Consider the following 17,704-nt stretch of genomic DNA (forward strand, 5'->3'; position numbering starts at 1 on the left):
CGCCCAAGGAGAACCCCCAGATGTCCGGAGAACGCCCCACCCTGCCGCCGGCGCGGCTCCACTCCGACGCAGAGCTGGCGCGTGAGGCGCTCACCTCGCCCCTGCTCGCGCGTGCCGTACGGCTCGCCCGGTGGGCGGGGCCCGCGACCCGGGTCGGCGCGGGCGGTGAACTCGCCGACGAGCAGCTGCCCGGGGCCGCCGAGCACCTCGGGCTCGCCGCCGACGAGGACGGTGCGGCCGAGGCGAGCGAGGCCTGGCGGCTCGCCGTCGACACGGGACTTGTCGATGTGACAGATCCCGGTGAGGGCGCCGAGAGCGCTGATGGCACCGGTGGCTCCGAGGGCGGCCCCGGGGCCACCGGGACCGCCACGGCCGGCGAGAACCTGGCGCTGCTCACCTCCGGGAGCCCCCAGGGCGTACTCGCCATCTGGCTCGACGCCTTCGACGCCGTCTTCGCCGACGCCACCGCGCCCGTCCTGGACGACCTCGCCGGGGTCGTCGACGAGGACGGGCAGATCGACTTCGAGGCGCTGGAGTGGGACCCGGAGGCGGAGGCCGAGTTCCTGGAGGGCGTACTCGGCAATCTGTATCTGCTGACCGTCTCCGAGGGCGCGGCGGACGGGCCGGTGCCGCTGCCCGCGCTCGCCGCCTCGATGATCGTGCCCGACGACATGGGCGAGCCCACCGACGACGTACTGGAGCAGGTGTCGGACGCGATGATGCGCCTCGACGACCAGTTCAGGGTGCTGGAGCCGATCGGGCTCGTCGCCTACCAGCCGGTCGACGAGGCGCTGATGGCGGAGGAGGGCGCGGAGCCCGAGCCGCCCGCCGACGACGAGGACGTCTCCCGGTACGGAATGGTCGCGCTCACTCCGCTCGGTCTGTACGGGGTACGGGCCCGCATGCTCGAAGCGGGCGTCGACGCGCCCGCCGTCGGCGATCTCGCCGAAAAGGGCGCGGAGGCGCTGCTCGACGGCATCGCGTACTTCCCCGAGGCCGCGGCCGGCGCCGAGACCCAGCTGTGGCTCGTCCGCCGCGAACCGGCTGCTGCCGCACGGGAGTTGCTCGCCGCCGCGCGCGGCGCCGACGCCGGCGCGCCGCTGCGCAGGCTCCGCAGCCAGCAGGCGCTGTCGCTGGTCGGCCCGGAGGCGGAGGGCGCGGTCCGCGAGGTGCTCGACGACGCGGAACTGGGCGGCCTGGCCCGGGTCTGGCTCGCCGAGCACGGCGCTTCGGACGTGCCGCCGCCGCCCGAGACGATGATCTTCTGGCTCGCGATCGACACCATCGCCGCGCAGTTGGACGCGGACGGCGAACCGGACGAGCTCCAGGGGCTGGTGGCGGGTCTGACCGGCCGGCACAGCGGCTTCTTCGACGCGGCCTGGCGGGTGGAGCACCCGGCGACGGCGGACGTCCTGGAGGCGATGGGGCGGCTGCACCCGGACAAGAAGGCGGCGAAGGAAGCGCGGAAGGCGGCGTTCAAGGCGAGGTCGCGCCGGGCGGGTTGAGGGGGCGCGGGCGCGGGTGAGTGGGGCGGCTGCGGGGCCCTGTCCCTACTCCCCTTCCCGTAAGTGGGGGGGCAAGACCCCAGGCCCCCCGGGACGCCCCCGGGCGTGTCCTCAACCGCCGGACGGGCTGGAAGATCCAGCCTCTCCGGCGATTGGGGAGCGGGGTCTGGGGCAGCGCCCCAGTTCGGGAAGGGGCGGGGTGGGGAACAGGCCCCGCAGGGCCACCCGTCGCTCGCCCCCGCCGGCCTCAAGTCCGCAGATGCGAGGCCCCGTTGAGATCCAGCACCGCCCCCGAAGACCACTCCGCGCCCGGCGACGCCAGCCACACCACCGCGCCCGCGATCTCCTCCGCCGACGCGACCCGCCCGAACGGGCTCTGCGCCCGGATCGCCTCGCCCTCCGTGCCGCTCAATCGGTCCGCCACCCGCTCCGTCTCGAAGAACCCCGGTGCGACGGACGCCACCCCGATGCCGTACGGCGCGAGGGAGACCGCCAGCGACTGGCCGAGCGCGTGGACCGCCGCCTTCGTCGCCCCGTACGCCGGGTGGTCCGGCTCCCCGCGGAAGGCGCCGCGCGAGCCGATGTTGACGATCCGGCCCCCCGTGCCCCGGTCGATCATGCGGCGGGCCGCGAGGTGGCTGAGGTTGGCCGTGGCGAGCAGGTTGACGGCCACGTGACGCTGCCACACCGCCGCCCACTCGTCGTACGGCGTCTCGGCGAGGGGGTGGCGTTCGTTGACGGCGGCGTTGTTCACCAGGACGTCGATGCCGCCGAGCCCCTCCGCCGCCAGGTCCGCCACGGCGGCCGCGCCCGCCGGGTCGGACAGGTCGCCGCCGACCAGCACGTGGCCCGTACCGGCGAGTCCTTCAAGGGTCCGCTCGGCGTCCTCGCGCCGGGAGCCGTAGTGGACCGCGACGCGGTCGCCGCCCGCCGCGAAGGCGTGGGCGACGGCGCGGCCGAGACCGCGCGACGCGCCGCTGACGAGTACGCGGCGGCCGGAAGGGGGAGGTTGCGGGGGCACGTGCATGGCGGTGGCCTCTCGGACGTCGGACGCTGTTCAGCCCTCGTTTATACGCGCGCGGAAGTCTGGGGCCGAAAGCACGTGCCCCTCACGGGCCTCAGGAGGTACGCATGACGATCACCCGCAGGGACTTCGCCAGACGCTCCGCGCTCACGGGCGCCTCGGTCGCGCTCGTCGGCAGCGTCGGCGCGCTCGCCACCGCTCCCGGGGCCCTCGCCGCCGACGACCCGGCGGAGAGCGAGGACGCCGGCGACGAGGCCGGAAAGGGCGAGCACGGCCCCGGCTACGGGCCGCTCGTCCCCGACCCCGAGGGCGTCGTCGCCCTGCCCGCGGGTTTCTCGTACCGGATCATCACGCACTCCGGTGTCACCAGGCTGGAGTCCGGTGAGTACACGCCGTCGAACCACGACGGCACCGCGGCCTTCGAGGGGCCGCGCGGTGTGACGCTCCTGGTCAACAACCACGAGCTCAAGGGCGTGCGCTCCCAGTGGAAGCACCCGGTGCCGCTCGCCGAGGGCCTGGTGTACGACCCGGCCGCGTCCGGCGGCTGCACGGTCGTCGAGGTGCACCGCGGCGGCGAGGTCGCCGAGTGGGTCGGCATCGCGGGGACCTCGACCAACTGCGCCGGCGGGCGCACCGATTGGGGCACCTGGCTGACCTGTGAGGAGAACTCCGACCGGGCCGGCGAGAACGGCATGACCAAGGACCACGGCTACGTCTTCGAGGTCGACCCCCACGACCGCCGCGCGAACCTCGACCCCCGGCCCGTCAAGGCCTTCGGCCGCTTCGACCACGAGGCCGTCGTCATCGACCCCAAGCGCGGCCACGCCTACCTCACCGAGGACGACTCGACCCCCAACGGGCTGCTCTTCCGCTGGGTCCCGCCGCACGGCTTCAAGCACGGCCGCGGGCAGCTCCGCAAGCTCGCCGACGACGCGGGCACCCTCCAGGCCACCAGGTGCTTCGACTCCGGCGGCCGGTTCGTCGACGACCTGTCGCGCGCCACGCGCATCGGCACGGTCTACGGCGTCGACTGGATCGACGTGCCCGACCGGGACGGCAGGACGGCCCCGGTGCGCGAGCAGTTCGACGACGGGGACATCACGCGAGCCCGGAAGCTGGAGGGCATGTGGTGGGCCGACGGCGGCGCGTACATCGTGTCGTCGTACGCCCGTGAGGAGAGCCCGGGGGAGCCGCACGACGGGCAGGTGTGGTTCTACGACCCCAGGCGCCGCACGCTCACGCTGAAGGTGCTGCTCGGTACGGGCGGACGGTTCGACGGCCCCGACAACATCACCGTCTCGCCGTACGGCGGCCTGGTCATCGCCGAGGACGGCGACGGCGGCCAGCACCTCTTCGGCGCCACGGAGAGCGGCCGTACGTACCCGGTCGCCCGCAACGAGCTCAACGTGGGGAGCGAGGCCGAGCCCGAGTTCAGCGAGTTCGCCGGGGTCGTCTTCTCGCCCGACGGGAAGACGCTCTACGCCAATATCCAGAAGCCGGGCATCCTGCTCGCCATCACCGGTCCCTGGCGCCGCCGTCGCCCTCGCTGACCGCGAGGAGCCCGGCCAGGTCCTCCTCGTGCTCGCGGATCAGACCGGCCGCCGGTTCCTGCTCCCACCACGGCACGGGGGCGGCCCGCTCCGCGCACCAGGCGAGGGCCTCGGGCATGCTCGGCCGGTCCGCGGGGGCGGCGGCCAGGCAGCGGGCGAGGAAGCCGGGCCACTCGGGCCCCGGCACGCCGAGGAGGTCGGGGGCGTCGTGCAGGGTCCGGTGGGTCACCTGCTCGGCACTGCCCGACCCGAACGGGTTGCGCCCCGTGCTGGACAGCGCGAGGAGCGCCCCCAGCGCGAACACGTCGGCGGGCGTGTCCGCCCGGCTGCCCGGCGTCAGCTCCTCGGGGGCGACGAACCCGAGGAAACCGGAGTCGGCCGGGTTCAGCCCGGCGGAGCGGCCGACCGTACCGAAGTCGACGATCTTCGGACCCCGGCGGGTGATCAGGACGTGGGCGGGCTTGAGGTCGAGCAGGGCGGGACCCGCGCCGTGGACGGCGGACAGGGCCACGGCGAGCGCCGAGCCGAACGTGCCGAGGTCCGCGGGGCCCAGGGGCCCGGCCGTGGTGATGGCCTCGACGATCGGCGGCCCCACGCAGAACTCGGCGGCCAGCCAGGGCCGCCGGTCCTCCGGGCCGGCGTCGAGCACCGTCGCGGTGAAGGGGCCTTTGACGCGGAGAGCGGCGGCGGCCTCGCGGCGCAGCCGCTCGCGAAAGCGCGGGGCGGCGGTCAGATGCTCGTGGACGGTCTTGAGGGCGACCAGCCGCCCGACGGGGTCCCGCGCCAGGTGGACACGGCCCGTACCGCCCTCTCCGATCAGGGAGACGGTGCGGTACTCCGCGCGCTCGGCCATGCCGTGGTCCCTCCCGGTCGTACGGTCCCGGTCGTCCGGCCCGTCCAGTGTCCCGTGTGACGATCGCGGCCGTGATCGCCACCTCGGTCGTGACCAGTGTCCCGGACGTCATCTGCGACGCGTACGGGGGCCGGTCGGTTGCCGCGGCTCCGCGGCCGGCCCCGTCGGGGCTGCTCGTCGCCGGTGCGGCCGCCGCGGACGGCAGGGCGTGCAGCCCGGCACCGGGCGCGCAGCCCGCCTACGGGGCCCGGTTGGCGGAGAACATTCCGGCCCACTCCCGGAATCTCGCTGGGTGCCGGGCCGGTCACCCTACGTCCGGAACACCAGGTCGGCACGTGTCCGCCGACCCGGTGCCGGATGTCCTCGGGTGAAGTGATCATGGACGGGCATGGCGTGGCGGCCTCCCGGGGCGCATACTCTCAACTAATGACAAAGTCAGCCGGAGCCCGGCGCTACCTGCCGTCCAGTCCCTTCAACGTCCCGGCCGCGGACGCCCCCCCGATCGAGGTTTTCGAGGTGGGCGACCGGGTCTCGCATGATCAGTTCGGACTCGGGAGGGTCATTGCAGTCGAAGGTGATGCAGCTGTTCTCATCGACTTCGCGGGGCGGCAAGGCCGCATCCTGAGTCCCTTCACCAAACTGACCAAGCTCTAGTCCCTCCGGCGCGCGAGCGCTAGAGGGCCTGGGCTGCCGGCTTGACCATGCCGCGAACGGTGCGACTCTTCACGAAGTCGCCCATCGCGGTCATTTCCCATTCTCCCGAGAACTGCTTGATCAGCTTCGCCATCATCACCCCCGTCTGCGGCTCGGCGCCCGTCAGGTCGAAGCGGACCAGTTCCTCACCGGTCGCCGCGTCCAGCAGCCGGCAGTAGGCCTTGGCCACCTCGGTGAACTTCTGTCCCGTGAAGGAGTTCACCGTGAACACCAGGCCCGTCGCCTCCGCGGGAATGCGGCCGAGGTCCACGGTGATCACCTCGTCGTCGCCCGCGCCCTCGCCGGTGAGGTTGTCCCCGGAGTGCTTGACGGCGCCGTGCAGGATCGACAGCTTGCCGAAGTAGCAGCTGTCCAGGTGCTTGCGGTTCCCGTCGTAGGCGATGACGGACGCGTCGAGGTCGATGTCCTTGCCCCGGAACGCCGGCTCCCAGCCGAGGCCCATCTTGACCTGGGACAGCAGCGGCTTGCCGGCCTTGACCAGGGAGACCGTCTGATTCTTCTGGAGGCTGACCCGGCCCTTGTCGAGGTTGACCTTGCCGCTCGCGGCGGGGGCCGGGGCGGCGGGCGGAGCGGGGGGAGCCTGGGCGGGGGCGGGAGCGGCCGCCGCGGGCTCCTCCACCGAGACGCCGAAGTCCGTGGCGATGCCGGCGAGTCCGTTCGCGTATCCCTGGCCGACCGCGCGCACCTTCCACGCGCCGTTGCGGAGGTAGATCTCGACGATCACCAGTGCCGTCTCGGAGCCGAGCTGCGGCGGGGTGAACGTGGCGATCACGGCGCCGTCGTCGGCGCCCCGCACGGTGGCGGTGGGCTCGATGCCCTGGAAGGTCTGGCCCGCGGCGTCGGGGCTCGCCGTGACCACGATCTTCTCGATGCCCGGCGGGACCGCCGAGGTGTCCACCACGATCGCGCCGGGGGCGGCGGGGCCGCCGGAGCGGTAGGTGACACCGGGGCCCGTCGGCTGGTTGTAGAAGATGAAGTCGTCGTCGGAGCGCACCTTGCCGTCGGCGGTGAGCAGCAGGCCCGATACGTCGAGCCGCACCGGGGCGGCAACGTCCACCGCCACACGGGCGGTGGGAAGCGGAATGTTCGAGCCGGGTGTCATTGCGGTCATGACAGGGCTAACGACCGACACGTCTTCGCCGTTCCCCCACCCGTCCCCCGTCACCCGTCGCGCGGGTGATTCTCCGCCGCCCGCCCGTTGCCGTGCCGGTGCGCCGCCGGCCGGCGGGCCATGACCGGCCGCCCGCCGTCCCGCCGCCCCGCCACCGCCTCGGCCGGGAGCTTCCCGCGCGCTCGCGTGGAGCTCAGTACGGCCACTGGGGCGGGCTGGTGCAGAAGTGGCCGCCCAGGTGCGCGTGGTCGGGGTTGCCGGGGTCGAGTTCGCCCTGGTCCGCGAGGAGCTTCTCGGCGTACTGCTCGGAGTCGTCCTGCGGCTCGTAACCGAGGGCCCGCGCGGACGACAGGTCCCACCACAGGCGGGTGTTGGCGGAGGACCCGTAGACGACGGTGTGGCCCACGTCCTCGGCGGTGAGCGCGGCGTGGAGGAGGCGGGCGCCGTCGCCGGGGCTCATCCAGACCGACAGCATCCGTACCGAGGTGGGCTCCATGAAGCAGGAGCCGATCCGCACCGAGACGGTTTCGAGGCCGTGCCGGTCCCAGTAGAGCTGCGCCAGGTCCTCGCCGAAGGCCTTGGAGAGGCCGTAGAAGGTGTCGGGGCGGTGCGGGGTGTCGACCGGGATGAGCGGTGCGCCCCCGGCGGGGACGGGGGTGAAGCCGACCGCGTGGTTCGAGGAGGCGAAGACGATCCGGCCGACGCCCTCCGCGCGGGCCGCCTCGTAGAGGTTGTACGTCCCCTCGATGTTGGAGCGCATGATCTTCTCGAAGGGCGCCTCCAACGAGATGCCCGCCAGATGGATGACCGCGTCGACCCCGCGCACGGCCTCGCGCAGCGCCTCCTTGTCCGCCAGATCGGCGGTGATCGCGTCCGGCTCGCCCTCTATGGGGGTGGCGTCGAAGAGGCGCAGTGTGCAGCCGTACGCCGGAAGGAGTCCGCGCATCAGGGTGCCGAGGCCTCCGGCGGCGCCGGTCAGCAGGACGGTGCGGGGTGCGGGCATCGGCGGGTCTCCTCGGTGCGCGGTACGCAGGGGGCGGCATGGGCCGCGGAGGGCACGGCAAACGGACGCGTCCGTGGACCGTATTCACATGCGTGGACACGCTAAGGAGTGGCGCCGAACGCGTCAAGTGTGGCGTGGAGGCGCCCGATCCGCTCCTGCCTTGCGGCTTTTCGTCTTGACCGGCTCCGGGCGGCTGCCCTAGCGTGACGGCGTTCAGGGATATAGACGCGGATCATAATTGTGCACGCACAGGGAGCGCCCGTGACCTCAGCCCCGCTCGCCGGCCGACTCGACGGCCTGCTCTTCTTCCCCGTCACCGCGTACGGGCCGGGCGACGGCCTGGGCCGCCTCGACCTCGGCGCGTTCCGCGCACACGTACGCGCCGGCATCGACGCCGGCGCCGCCGCGGTCTTCGCCTGCTGCGGCACCGGAGAGTTCCATGCCCTGACGCCGGAGGAATTCCGGGCGTGCGTGGCCGCCGCCGTGGAAGAGGCGGCCGGCCGGGTGCCCGTCGTCGCCGGAGCCGGATACGGCACGGCGCTCGCCGTCCAGTACGCGAAGGCCGCCGAGGAAGCGGGCGCCGACGGGCTGCTCGCCCTGCCCCCGTACCTCGTCGCCGCCGACCAGCAGGGGCTGCTGCGCCACTACACCGAACTGGCCGCCGCCACCTCCCTCGACGTCATCGTCTACCAGCGCGACAACGCCGTCTTCACCCCCGAGACCGTCGTCGCGCTCGCACGGGTGCCGGGCATCATCGGGCTCAAGGACGGGTACGGCGACCTGGACCTGATGCAGCGCATCGTCGGCGCCGTACGCCGCGACCTGCCCGGCCACCCCTTCCTCTACTTCAACGGCCTGCCCACCGCCGAACTCACCGGCCTCGCCTACCGGGGCATCGGCGTCACCCTCTACTCCTCCGCCGTCTTCTGCTTCGCCCCCGACATCGCGCTCGCCTTCCACCGGGCCCTGAACACCGGCGACGACGACACCGTCAACCGCCTGCTCGACGGCTTCTACGCCCCGCTCGTCGAACTGCGCAACCTCGGCCGCGGGTACGCCGTCTCGCTCGTCAAGGCGGGCGTGCGGCTCGGCGGCCTGGAGGTCGGCACCGTACGGCCGCCGCTCAGCGAACCCGACCCCGTGCACGTCACGATGCTGGCCGAGCTGGTCGAGCGCGGCCGGACCCTGATCGGCGCCGACGCCGGCATCGGCGGTGAGCGCGCATGACGCGCGTGACGCGCATGAAGACCGGGGCCTTCCTCTATCCCTGGGACGTCGTCGGCGACCCGGACGCCGCCGCCCGCGTCGCGGACCTCGGCGTCCAGCAGGTCACCCTCGCCTCCGCCTACCACTCGACCCGCGCCCTGACCCCGCGCCACCCCCGCCACCGGATCGTCACCGCCGGACACGCCGCCGTGCTCTACCCCGTCGACGAGGACCGCTGGTCGGGGCGGAGCCTGCGGCCGTACGCCGCCGGGGACTGGGCGCCCACCGCCGATCCGTACGGCGAGGCGGCCGAAGCGCTCGCGGCCGCCGGGCTCGACGTGCACTCCTGGGTCGTCCTCGCCCACAACTCCCGCCTCGGCGCCGACCACCCGGACACCTCCGTCGTCAACGCGTACGGCGACCGCTACCCCTGGGCGCCCTGCATCGGCCGGCCGGCCGTCCGGGCGTACCTGACCGATCTGGCGGCGGAGGCGGCCGTACGGCCCGGCGCGCGCGGCACCGAACTGGAGTCCTGCGGCTGGTACGGGCTCGCCCACCTGCACGCCCACGACAAGATCTCCGGGGTGGCGCTCGGGGACGCGGCCCAGTACCTGATGTCGCTCTGCTTCTGCCCGGACTGCCGTACGGGGTACGCGGAGGCCGGGGCGGACGCGGACGAGCTGGGGGAAGCCGTACGCCGCGCCCTGGAGCCCGTCTGGGGTGCGGGGTCCGCCGGGGCCTTCGGCGCCGGGTGGTCCGCCGTCGAGAAGCTCATCGGTGCCGGGCTCGCCGCCGCGACCCTCGCGTGGCGCACCCGGGCCGCCCGTACGCTCCAGGAATCGGCCGTCGCGGCGGTACGGGCCGCCGCGCCCCCCGGCTTCCGCGTGCTGCTGCACGCCGACCCGTCGGCGTACCACTGCGGGGCGAACGCGGGTGTCGATCCCCGGCACGTCCTCGAGGTCGCGGACGGCGTGGTCGTGCCGTGCGCGGGCGGCCCGGAGCTGCTCGCGCCCTTCGTGGAGCACCGCGCCGGCCCCGGGACCGTCGTCGCCGCCAACCTCACCGTCGTCTCCGGGATGGGCGGCAGCCCCGGCACGCTCGCCGAGGACGCCGCCCGCGCCGCCGCGCTCGGCGCGACCGAACTGCGGCTGTACCACGCGGGGCTGGCCTCCGACGACGATCTCGGGCTCGTACGCGCCGCCCTGCGGCCATGAGGGCGCAGGGCGGCGGCAGTCCCGCCGCGCCGGCCGCCGGCACCACCCGGTGGTCCACGGCCGCGATCAGGCCGGCGCCTAGGGTGAGGGCCTGATCGCGGTCGGCGGGTGGAGGAGGGTGCCGGCGGTGGCGTGGACCCGCTCCGGCTGCCGCCGCGGCAGCGGGCCCGCCGGCAGCCCGGTGAGCACGGAACCGGCGCCCCGCACCGTGTGGACCACGCCGACGGGGGCGGGGGAGCGGCCGAGGCCGCGGCCGGCGGCGGCGAAGACCGCCGCGCCGTCGAGTCCGGCGAGCAGCAGGGTGGCCGAGTGCGGCGCCTGTGCGGTTCCCTGCGGGGACCCCGGATTGTTTCCCGGACGGGCGTCGATTAGGTTAGGTCAGCCTTACCTAAAAGCCTAGCGGGATCTGGATGGGAACAGAGTGAGCACCGAGGTCTTCCGGGACGCCTGGGGAATCCCCCATCTCCGCGCCGACAGCGCGCACGAACTCGCTTTCGCGCAGGGCCGCAACGCCGCCACCGACCGCGCCTGGCAGATCGAGGTCGAGCGGCACAGGTCGCAGGGCACCACCGCCTCCTTCCTCGGTCCCGACGCCGTCGACTGGGACGTCTTCGCCCGGAGGTCCCGGCTGGACGACACCGCCCGGCGCTGTTTCCGCGCCCTCGACGCGGACACGGCCGCCTGGATCACGCGGTACGTCGACGGGGTCAACGACGGCCTCGCCCAAGGGGCGGCCCGCGCGCCGGAGTTCGCCGCCACCGGGCTGGTCCCGGGGGAGTGGCAGCCGTGGACGCCGCTGGGGATCTGGCTGTCCACGCACATCCTCTTCGCCGGCTTCCCGACCAAGCTGTGGCGCGACGAGGTAGCCCGCAGGCTCGGTGACGAGGCGATCACCCTGTTCGCCACGGACGGGCCCGGCACCTCCGGCAGCAACGGCTGGCTCGTCGCCGGGGAGCGCACCGCCACCGGGTCGCCGCTCATCGCGGGCGACCCGCACCGGTTCATCGAGGACCCGGGGGTCTACCAGCAGGTCCGCCTGGCCTGTCCGGAGTTCGACGTGGTGGGCCTGGCCGTCCCCGGCGTCCCCGGCACGGCCCACTTCGGCCACACCTCCACCGTGGCCTGGGCGATCACCAACGCCATGGCCGACTACCAGGACCTCTACCGGGAAGAGCTGCGGCGCGGGCCCGGCGGCGCGGGCGTGGAGGCGCTCGGCCCGGACGGCTGGCGGCCCGCCACCGCCCACACCGAGACCATCGAGGTGGCGGGCGGCGACCCGGTCGAGACCGAGGTCGTCGAGACCGAGCGCGGGCCCGTCGTCATCGGCGGCCCCGGCGAAGCCGTGACGATCAGCCTCCGCTGCCCGACGCGGGTGTACGAGGACCTCGGCTTCGCCGCGCTGCCCGCACTGCTCAGGGCGCGCACCGTCGCCGACGTGGACCGGGCGTTCGAGCGCTGGGTCGAGCCCGTCAACGTCGTACAGGCCGCCGACACCGGGGGCGGGCTGCTGCACCGGGTCGCGGGCCGGGTGCCGCTGCGCCACCGGGACAACGGGCTGCGTGTCGTACCGGCCCGGGAGGCGGCGTACGCCTGGAGCGGTGAGGACCGGCCGCTGCCCCGCGCGGAGGTCGACGGTGTCGCGGTGATGGCCAACCAGCGCGGCCTGGCCGGGCCGCTGGGCGTGGAGTTCGCACCGCCGTACCGGGCCGACCGCATCGGGCAGCTGCTCGACGGGTCGAAGGCGTGGACCGCCGGGGACATGGCGGCCGTCCACACCGACACCCACCTCGCGTCGGCCCGCCCCCTGCTGGAGATGATCGCCGGGCTCGAAGGGCTCGGCGAGCGGGGCGCGCGGCTGCGGGAGCGGCTCCTGGGCTGGGACCGGCGGATGGAGGCCGACAGTACCGATGCGACGGTGTACGCCGCCGTACGGACGGAGGTGGTGCGGCGGTTCGCGGCCCACCCGGAACTGGCCGCCCTGACCGAACCGGTGGCGGACCCGGCGTACCCCCCGGTCTTCCTGCCCTGGCTCGCCCTCACACCGCGCGTCGGCTTCGCGCTGGAGACCCTGCTGACCACGGACCTGCTGCCCGGCATCGACCGGCCCGCCGTCGTGGCGGCGGCGGTCGAGGCGGTCGCCGCCGCCACGGAACCGGCTCCGCCGGCCGCCTGGGGCGACGTACACCGCCTCGCGCCGTGGCAGGCGCTGCCCTCCGCCCCGCCCGGGGGGTGGCCGGGGGTGGCCGGGGACCACGACTGCGTGCTCTCCACCTCCAGCGTCCCCGGCGTCACCGACCGCTGCGCGCGCGGGCCGGCCGCCCGCTACGTCTGGGACCTCGCACGGCGCGAGGACAGCCTCTGGGTGGTGCCGCTCGGCGCGTCCGGCGTCCCGGGCGACACCCACCACCATGACCAACTGCCGGTGTGGCTGCGGGGCGAACTCGTCCCCGTGGTCACGGACTGGAACCGTCTGACCAAGGAGTCCGCATGACCGTGACCGCTGAGCCCGTGTACGAGGAGAAGATCGACGGCTTCGGGACGGTCCGGCTCGTCCCCGTGGACCCGGCGCGCGACGCCGGGCTGCTGCACGGCTGGGTCACCGAGGAGCGGGCCCGGTTCTGGGGCATGGGCGACGCGACGCGCGAGCAGGTCCAGGAGGTCTACGCGCATCTGGACTCCCTCACCACCCACCACGGTTACCTGGTCCTGCGGGACGGCGAACCCGCCGCGCTCTTCCAGACGTACGACCCCGAGGCGGACCGGGTCAGCGAGTGCTACGACGCCCGGCCGGGGGACTTCGGGGTGCACCTGCTGATCGGGCCCGCCGACGGCGCGGCCCCGGAGCACGGGTTCACCGCGAACCTGCTCGCCGCGATGCTCGGCTTCGTGTTCGCGGACCCGGACCACCAGCGGGTCGTGGCGGAACCGGACGCGCTCAACACGAAGGCGGTGGCGCGGCTGGAGCGGGCGGGGTTCGTGATCGGGCCGGAGATCGTCCTGCCGGAGATCGACCTGCCGGAGGTCTTCCTGCCGGAGAAGCGGGCCCGGCTGGCGTTCCTGACCCGCGCCGCGTTCGAGGCGTCCCGCACGGTGTGACCCCCCCTGCCCGTTCCTTCCCGAGGGCCCGCCCCTTTCCGCGGGCCCGTCCGGCACACCGATGAGTTCCGGGGCGGCCGGCGGTCATCACTGCGCAGACATCGTCGGCTCACCGGAGACCGGAGGCAGTGCCATGACCGCCAGCGCCCCCCTGCTCGACTTCGAACCGGCCGTCCGGCAGGTGGCCCGGCTGCTCGACGGGATCACGGACGAGCAGCTTTCCGCCCCCACCCCCTGCGAGAAGTACGCGGTGCACCACCTCCTGGCGCACCTCGTCGGCCTCACCGCCGCCTTCCGTGACGCGGCGAAGAAGGAGCTGGGGCCGTCGACCGACACCGACCCCGGCGCCGCCCTGCCCGTACTCGACGACGACTGGCGCACCCGCCTTCCGCGACAGCTCGACGAGCTCGCCGCCGCCTGGCGCAGCCCCGGCGCCTGGCAGGACACGACGCGGGCGGGCGGGGTCACGCTGCCCGGCGGCATCGCCGGGAAGGTCGCCCTGAACGAGGTCGTCGTGCACGGCTGGGACCTGGCCCGCGCCACCGGCCAGGCGTACGCGCCCGACGCCGCGGCCCTGCGGTCGTCGTACGAGCTGCTGGAGCCGACGGGCGACACCCCGGGCGACGACGGGATCTTCGGGACCCCCGTCGAGGTGCCCGGGGACGCGCCGCTCCTGGATCGGGTGGTCGCGCGCGCGGGCCGCAGTCCGTCCTGGCCGGAAAAGTAATGGACCAAGCGTTCCAAAACCTGCTGGCGTCCTCGCCGTGGCCCGGCCGAGGGAATTCGACGAGGAGCGGGCGGTCGACGCCGCGATGCGGGCGTTCTGGGCCGCCGGCTACGAGGGGACGTCCACCCAGGACCTGTGCGAGGCCACCGGCCTGGGGCGCAGCAGCATTGACAACACCTTCAAGAGCAAGCGCGACCTCTTCGGCCGGGCGCTCGCCCGTTACATGGAGACCAGGAACGCCGGACTGGGCGAGCTGATGGAGGGCGGCCTCCCGTCCGGCAGAAGATCCGCGCGCAGTTCCAGCGCGTCATCGACGAGGAGTCCGAGCGCGGCCCCGGGGGCGGTGGCTGCCTCGTCGTCAGTACCGCCGTCGAGGTGGCCGCCCGCGACCGGGAGGTCGCGGGCGGCCTGGCCCGTGACCACCGGGTGCGCCTCGCGGTGATCCGTACCGCGATCGAGGCGGGACAGCGGGACGGCGACATCGCCCGCGACAAGGACCCCGCCGCGCTCGCCCACTTCGTCATCGCCACCATCGCCGGCCTCAGGGTCTCGGCGCGCGTCACCCCGCCCTCGGCGGGCCTCGCGCTCGCCGCGCCGAACCCGGTACTCACCGTCGTGCTGGTCCTCGTCCTCGGCGTGGCCGGCTACGTCACCCATCCCGTACTCCGGTCACGGGTGTTCACCCTCGCGCCCGACGCGCCGACGCTGGTCCCCGCCTTCTCCACCTCGGCCTTCAACGTGGGCATCACGCTCACCCCCATGCTGGGCGGCGCGGCCATCGACGCGGGCCTCGGCCACGCCTCCGTCGCGTGGGTCGGCGCCGGGGTCGGCACGCTCGCCGTCGCGGCGACCGCCTGGGCGGCGGCGCTCGCGCGGCGCGCGTCCCGGGCGGCCGCGGACGCCGCGCCCGTACCGGCGCTCACCGCCGTCAGTCCGCCCGGCGTCCCGACAGGAAGGCGACGGTGAGGACCGCCGCCACCGGCGCGACGCCGCACAGGCAGGCGCTCCGCGCCCAGGAGCGGCGCAGGCCCCACACGGCGGGCAGGACCCGCATCGGCCACCACAGGAGGGTGGCGCGGGGGATCGGCATGTACCAGTCCGAGGCGCCCGGGGCCCGGCGGGCCGGCCCGGCGCACACGGCCTCCGGCCACCGCCGCCGTTCCGGCAGCAGCCCAGGAGGACCAGGCCGACGGCCAGGGCGAGCAGTTCGGCCCGGAACGTGACGGCGCAACCGGTGGACCGGATGTGCGAGAAGTTCTCCCAGACCGTCGGCACGCCCGGGTGCCGGGCCGCCCTGAACGCCGTGCGGCGCGAAATGCCGGTGCGGCGCGAGGTGACGCTGCCGCGCTGCGAGGCCACGTCCACGGAGCAGGGCCGCGCTTTCGCGCACCTCGGCCCGGCCGGCCGCGCCTTCGAGTTCCCGGTGCTCGACCAGGTGGGGAACTTCCGGCAGAAGCAGCCGGGTCCCCCCGAGGGGGGCAGGGCCGGGCCGGGACTTTCGGGCCGGCCCTGCACCGCCCCGTCACCGGCTGAGCGCCGCCCGCATCATCTTCTGGGCGACCGGGGCCGCCAGGCCGTTGCCGCTGACCTCCGAGCGCTCCGCGCCCGAGTCCTCCACGACGACCGCGACCGCCACCTCCTTGCCGGTCGACGCGTCCTTCGCGTACGACGTGAACCAGGCGTACGGCGTCTCGCTGTTGTCGACGCCGTGCTGCGCGGTGCCCGTCTTGCCGCCCACCTCGGCGCCGCCGATCCGCGCGTTCGTGCCCGTGCCGTCCTCGACGACCGTGACCATCGCGCTCCGCAACTGCCCGGCGGTGGAGGACGAGACGATCCGTTCACCGTCCGCGTCCCCGAAGTCCTCCAGGGTGTCGCCGTCCGCGTCCGTCACCTTCGAGACCATGTGCGGCGACGCGAGCTCACCGCCGTTGGCGAGGGCCGCCGAGACCATGGCCATCTGGAGCGGGGTGGCCGTCACGTCGAACTGGCCGATGCCCGTCAGCGCCGTCTGCGCCTCGTCCATGCCGGACGGGTACACGCTCTTCGACGCCCGCACCGGCACATCGAGCTTCTCGGTATTGAAGCCGAACTTCTCCGCCATCGCCTTCACCCTGTCCTGGCCGAGGTCGACGGCCAGCTTCGCGAAGACGTTGTTGCAGGAGTACTTGAGCGCGGTGCGCAGCGTGGCGTCCTCGCAGGGCGCCGACCTGTTCTCGTTCTCCAGGACCGTCCGCGTGCCGGGCAGCGTGTACGGGTCCGGGCTGTCCGTCCGCTCGTCGACCGACCCGTGGAGCCCGTCCTCCAGCGCCGCCGCGGCGACCACCAGCTTGAACGTCGAACCCGGCGGCAGCGGCTGCCGCAGCGCCCGGTTGACCATCGGCTTGTCCTCGTCGCCGGTCAGCCGCTGCCAGGCGTCGCCGTCGCGCGTACCACTGATCTCCGACGGATCGTACGAAGGCGTGGAGACCATGCCCAGGATCCGCCCGGTCTCCGGGTCCATCGCGACGGCCGCGCCCTTCTTCTCGCCCAGCGCCTCGTACGCCGCCTTCTGCACGGCGGGGTCGATGGTCGTCACGACGTCACCGGGGTCGCTCCGCCCGCCGGTGAGGAGACCGGCCGGGCTCTTCAGCCGGGTGTCGGTCCCGTCGAGGACGTCGCTGTAGACGCCTTCGAGCTGGGTGGCTCCGTACGCCTGCGAGCTGTAGCCGGTGACGGCCGCGTAGAGCCCGCCGTCCGGGTAGGTCCGCTTGTACGCGAGGTCGCCCCCCTCCGTCCTCTTCGATCCGGTGACCGGCGAGCCGGCCACGATGATGTTCCCGAGCGGCTGCGCGTACTGCGCGATGACGTCCCGCCGGTTGTGCTTGTCGTCCGCGAGGGCCTGGCCCTGGTACGCCTGCACCCAGGTGATCCGCACCAGCAGGGCGAGCACCATCAGCAGGCAGGACACCGAGGCGTGCCTGATCGTTCTGTTCATCTCGTACGGAGACGAACGAAACGGGCGGTCACGTTCCCCGGTGGGCTGTTTCTCAGACGATCCTCATCCCGGCCGCCCGGCTCAGCGCGGTGTGATGAACCCCGACTCGTACGCCGCGATCACCGCCTGGGTCCGGTCGCGTGCGCCCGTCTTCGCCAGCACGGCCGCCACGTGGCTCTTCGCCGTCGCCGGGCCGACCCGCAGCCGGTCCGCGATCTCCGCGTTCGCCAGGCCCGTCGCCATCAGCCGCAGCACCTCCGCCTCGCGCTCGGTCAGCCGCGCCGCCCAGGGCGGCGCGGCGGGCTGCCGCCTGGCGTGTTCGGCGGCCAGCGTGCGCACGGCGGACGGGAAGAGGAGCGAGTCGCTGCGGGCGACCAGCCGGACCGCCTGGACCAGGTCCTCGGCCGCGGCGCGCTTGAGCAGGAACCCCGCGGCGCCGGCGCGCAGCGCGTCGTACACGTACGAGTCGTTCTCGAAGGTGGTGACGACGACGATGCGCGGTGGCGTCTCCATGCCGCCGAGGATCCGCTCGGTGGCGCGGATGCCGTCGATCCCCGGCATGCGCACGTCCATCAGCACCACGTCCGGCCGCAGCTCCCGCACCACCGACACCGCCTCGGCGCCGGTCGCCGCCTCGCCGACGACCTCCAGGCCGGGCTCGGCGTCGAGGATGACGCGCAGGGCGGTGCGGACCATGTGCTCGTCGTCGGCGAGCACGACCCTGACC

At 74.1% G+C, this 17,704-nt stretch carries 16 protein-coding genes and 1 pseudogene; 10 read left to right on the plus strand and 7 right to left on the minus strand.

Annotated features, from left to right (window positions below; all coding sequences use genetic code 11):
- Nucleotides 1–20: 20 nt before the first annotated feature.
- The gene (locus ACWDZ4_RS00845; protein WP_451506311.1) at nucleotides 21–1,505 is read left to right on the plus strand and encodes a hypothetical protein; all 1,485 of its coding nucleotides are present in this window, start codon (nucleotides 21–23) and stop codon (nucleotides 1,503–1,505) included.
- A gap of 247 nt (nucleotides 1,506–1,752) precedes the next feature.
- Here the strand turns inward: ACWDZ4_RS00845 and ACWDZ4_RS00850 are convergent, their stop codons facing one another.
- Nucleotides 1,753–2,526 carry an SDR family NAD(P)-dependent oxidoreductase gene (locus ACWDZ4_RS00850; protein ID WP_451506312.1) on the minus strand — a complete coding sequence of 258 codons (774 nt, stop codon included), beginning with the start codon at nucleotides 2,524–2,526 and terminating at the stop codon, nucleotides 1,753–1,755.
- A 110-nt stretch (nucleotides 2,527–2,636) separates the two neighbouring features.
- Here ACWDZ4_RS00850 and ACWDZ4_RS00855 point away from each other — a divergent pair, with 110 nt between their 5' ends.
- Complete coding sequence (locus ACWDZ4_RS00855; protein WP_451506313.1) at nucleotides 2,637–4,079, plus strand: alkaline phosphatase PhoX; 1,443 nt, start codon at nucleotides 2,637–2,639, stop codon at nucleotides 4,077–4,079.
- On the opposite strand, the gene ACWDZ4_RS00860 is transcribed toward ACWDZ4_RS00855, so the two are convergent.
- Nucleotides 4,045–4,932, minus strand: coding sequence for a serine/threonine-protein kinase (locus ACWDZ4_RS00860; RefSeq protein WP_451506314.1), 888 nt, complete (start codon nucleotides 4,930–4,932; stop codon nucleotides 4,045–4,047). The genes ACWDZ4_RS00855 and ACWDZ4_RS00860 overlap by 35 nt on opposite strands.
- 426 nt (nucleotides 4,933–5,358) lie before the next feature.
- On the opposite strand from ACWDZ4_RS00860, the gene ACWDZ4_RS00865 reads away from it, so the two are divergent.
- Nucleotides 5,359–5,586: a hypothetical protein gene (locus ACWDZ4_RS00865; protein WP_214899643.1), complete on the plus strand. Its 228-nt coding sequence runs from the start codon at nucleotides 5,359–5,361 to the stop codon at nucleotides 5,584–5,586.
- Between the two features lie 19 nt (nucleotides 5,587–5,605).
- On the opposite strand, the gene ACWDZ4_RS00870 is transcribed toward ACWDZ4_RS00865, so the two are convergent.
- Together ACWDZ4_RS00870 and ACWDZ4_RS00875 are read right to left on the minus strand one after the other, a co-directional pair.
- On the minus strand, nucleotides 5,606–6,757 hold the full coding sequence (locus ACWDZ4_RS00870) for a TerD family protein (protein ID WP_451506315.1): 1,152 nt from the start codon (nucleotides 6,755–6,757) through the stop codon (nucleotides 5,606–5,608).
- Nucleotides 6,758–6,950: 193 nt separating this feature from the next.
- On the minus strand, nucleotides 6,951–7,760 hold the full coding sequence (locus ACWDZ4_RS00875) for an NAD-dependent epimerase/dehydratase family protein (protein ID WP_451506316.1): 810 nt from the start codon (nucleotides 7,758–7,760) through the stop codon (nucleotides 6,951–6,953).
- Nucleotides 7,761–8,021: 261 nt separating this feature from the next.
- Here ACWDZ4_RS00875 and ACWDZ4_RS00880 point away from each other — a divergent pair, with 261 nt between their 5' ends.
- The 7 genes and pseudogenes from ACWDZ4_RS00880 to ACWDZ4_RS00910 all read left to right on the plus strand — a co-directional run bounded on the left by ACWDZ4_RS00880 (nucleotide 8,022) and on the right by ACWDZ4_RS00910 (nucleotide 14,969).
- On the plus strand, nucleotides 8,022–8,987 hold the full coding sequence (locus tag ACWDZ4_RS00880) for a 5-dehydro-4-deoxyglucarate dehydratase (RefSeq protein ID WP_451506317.1): 966 nt from the start codon (nucleotides 8,022–8,024) through the stop codon (nucleotides 8,985–8,987).
- 14 nt (nucleotides 8,988–9,001) lie between these two features.
- A complete protein-coding gene (locus tag ACWDZ4_RS00885) occupies nucleotides 9,002–10,180 on the plus strand; it encodes a hypothetical protein (RefSeq protein WP_451506417.1) in 1,179 nt (392 codons plus the stop codon).
- Nucleotides 10,181–10,601: 421 nt separating this feature from the next.
- Nucleotides 10,602–12,671, plus strand: coding sequence for a penicillin acylase family protein (locus tag ACWDZ4_RS00890; RefSeq protein ID WP_451506318.1), 2,070 nt, complete (start codon nucleotides 10,602–10,604; stop codon nucleotides 12,669–12,671).
- Nucleotides 12,668–13,276, plus strand: coding sequence for a GNAT family N-acetyltransferase (locus ACWDZ4_RS00895; RefSeq protein ID WP_451506319.1), 609 nt, complete (start codon nucleotides 12,668–12,670; stop codon nucleotides 13,274–13,276). The genes ACWDZ4_RS00890 and ACWDZ4_RS00895 overlap by 4 nt, the downstream gene beginning before the upstream one ends.
- A 133-nt stretch (nucleotides 13,277–13,409) precedes the next feature.
- The gene (locus ACWDZ4_RS00900; RefSeq protein WP_451506320.1) at nucleotides 13,410–14,003 is read left to right on the plus strand and encodes a TIGR03086 family metal-binding protein; all 594 of its coding nucleotides are present in this window, start codon (nucleotides 13,410–13,412) and stop codon (nucleotides 14,001–14,003) included.
- Nucleotides 14,004–14,088: 85 nt separating this feature from the next.
- Nucleotides 14,089–14,148, plus strand: a pseudogene (locus ACWDZ4_RS00905) (TetR family transcriptional regulator); the annotation flags it as partial.
- A gap of 164 nt (nucleotides 14,149–14,312) precedes the next feature.
- On the plus strand, nucleotides 14,313–14,969 hold the full coding sequence (locus tag ACWDZ4_RS00910; RefSeq protein ID WP_451506418.1) for a TetR family transcriptional regulator C-terminal domain-containing protein: 657 nt from the start codon (nucleotides 14,313–14,315) through the stop codon (nucleotides 14,967–14,969).
- Here the strand turns inward: ACWDZ4_RS00910 and ACWDZ4_RS00915 are convergent.
- From ACWDZ4_RS00915 to ACWDZ4_RS00925, 3 genes are all read right to left on the minus strand, one after another.
- Entirely contained in the window at nucleotides 14,932–15,093 is a 162-nt protein-coding gene (locus ACWDZ4_RS00915; protein ID WP_451506321.1) for a hypothetical protein, read from the minus strand. The two genes, ACWDZ4_RS00910 and ACWDZ4_RS00915, sit on opposite strands and share 38 nt — an antisense overlap.
- A gap of 432 nt (nucleotides 15,094–15,525) precedes the next feature.
- Nucleotides 15,526–16,977 (minus strand): peptidoglycan D,D-transpeptidase FtsI family protein, encoded by a 1,452-nt coding sequence (locus tag ACWDZ4_RS00920; protein ID WP_451506322.1) that lies wholly within the window; start codon nucleotides 16,975–16,977, stop codon nucleotides 15,526–15,528.
- Between the two features lie 81 nt (nucleotides 16,978–17,058).
- Nucleotides 17,059–17,673: a response regulator gene (locus ACWDZ4_RS00925; RefSeq protein ID WP_451506419.1), complete on the minus strand. Its 615-nt coding sequence runs from the start codon at nucleotides 17,671–17,673 to the stop codon at nucleotides 17,059–17,061.
- Nucleotides 17,674–17,704 lie beyond the last annotated feature (31 nt).

This window comes from Streptomyces sp. NPDC003016 (assembly GCF_053591455.1).

Coding starts and splice junctions, on each gene's coding strand:
- ACWDZ4_RS00920 (WP_451506322.1), bottom strand. CDS start 16,977: ATGAACAGAACGATCAGGCACGCCTCGGTGTCCTGCCTGCTGATGGTG.
- ACWDZ4_RS00855 (WP_451506313.1), top strand. CDS start 2,637: ATGACGATCACCCGCAGGGACTTCGCCAGACGCTCCGCGCTCACGGGC.
- ACWDZ4_RS00925 (WP_451506419.1), bottom strand. CDS start 17,673: ATGGTCCGCACCGCCCTGCGCGTCATCCTCGACGCCGAGCCCGGCCTG.
- ACWDZ4_RS00895 (WP_451506319.1), top strand. CDS start 12,668: ATGACCGTGACCGCTGAGCCCGTGTACGAGGAGAAGATCGACGGCTTC.
- ACWDZ4_RS00875 (WP_451506316.1), bottom strand. CDS start 7,760: ATGCCCGCACCCCGCACCGTCCTGCTGACCGGCGCCGCCGGAGGCCTC.
- ACWDZ4_RS00865 (WP_214899643.1), top strand. CDS start 5,359: ATGACAAAGTCAGCCGGAGCCCGGCGCTACCTGCCGTCCAGTCCCTTC.
- ACWDZ4_RS00870 (WP_451506315.1), bottom strand. CDS start 6,757: ATGACCGCAATGACACCCGGCTCGAACATTCCGCTTCCCACCGCCCGT.
- ACWDZ4_RS00885 (WP_451506417.1), top strand. CDS start 9,002: ATGAAGACCGGGGCCTTCCTCTATCCCTGGGACGTCGTCGGCGACCCG.
- ACWDZ4_RS00900 (WP_451506320.1), top strand. CDS start 13,410: ATGACCGCCAGCGCCCCCCTGCTCGACTTCGAACCGGCCGTCCGGCAG.
- ACWDZ4_RS00845 (WP_451506311.1), top strand. CDS start 21: ATGTCCGGAGAACGCCCCACCCTGCCGCCGGCGCGGCTCCACTCCGAC.
- ACWDZ4_RS00860 (WP_451506314.1), bottom strand. CDS start 4,932: ATGGCCGAGCGCGCGGAGTACCGCACCGTCTCCCTGATCGGAGAGGGC.
- ACWDZ4_RS00915 (WP_451506321.1), bottom strand. CDS start 15,093: ATGCCGATCCCCCGCGCCACCCTCCTGTGGTGGCCGATGCGGGTCCTG.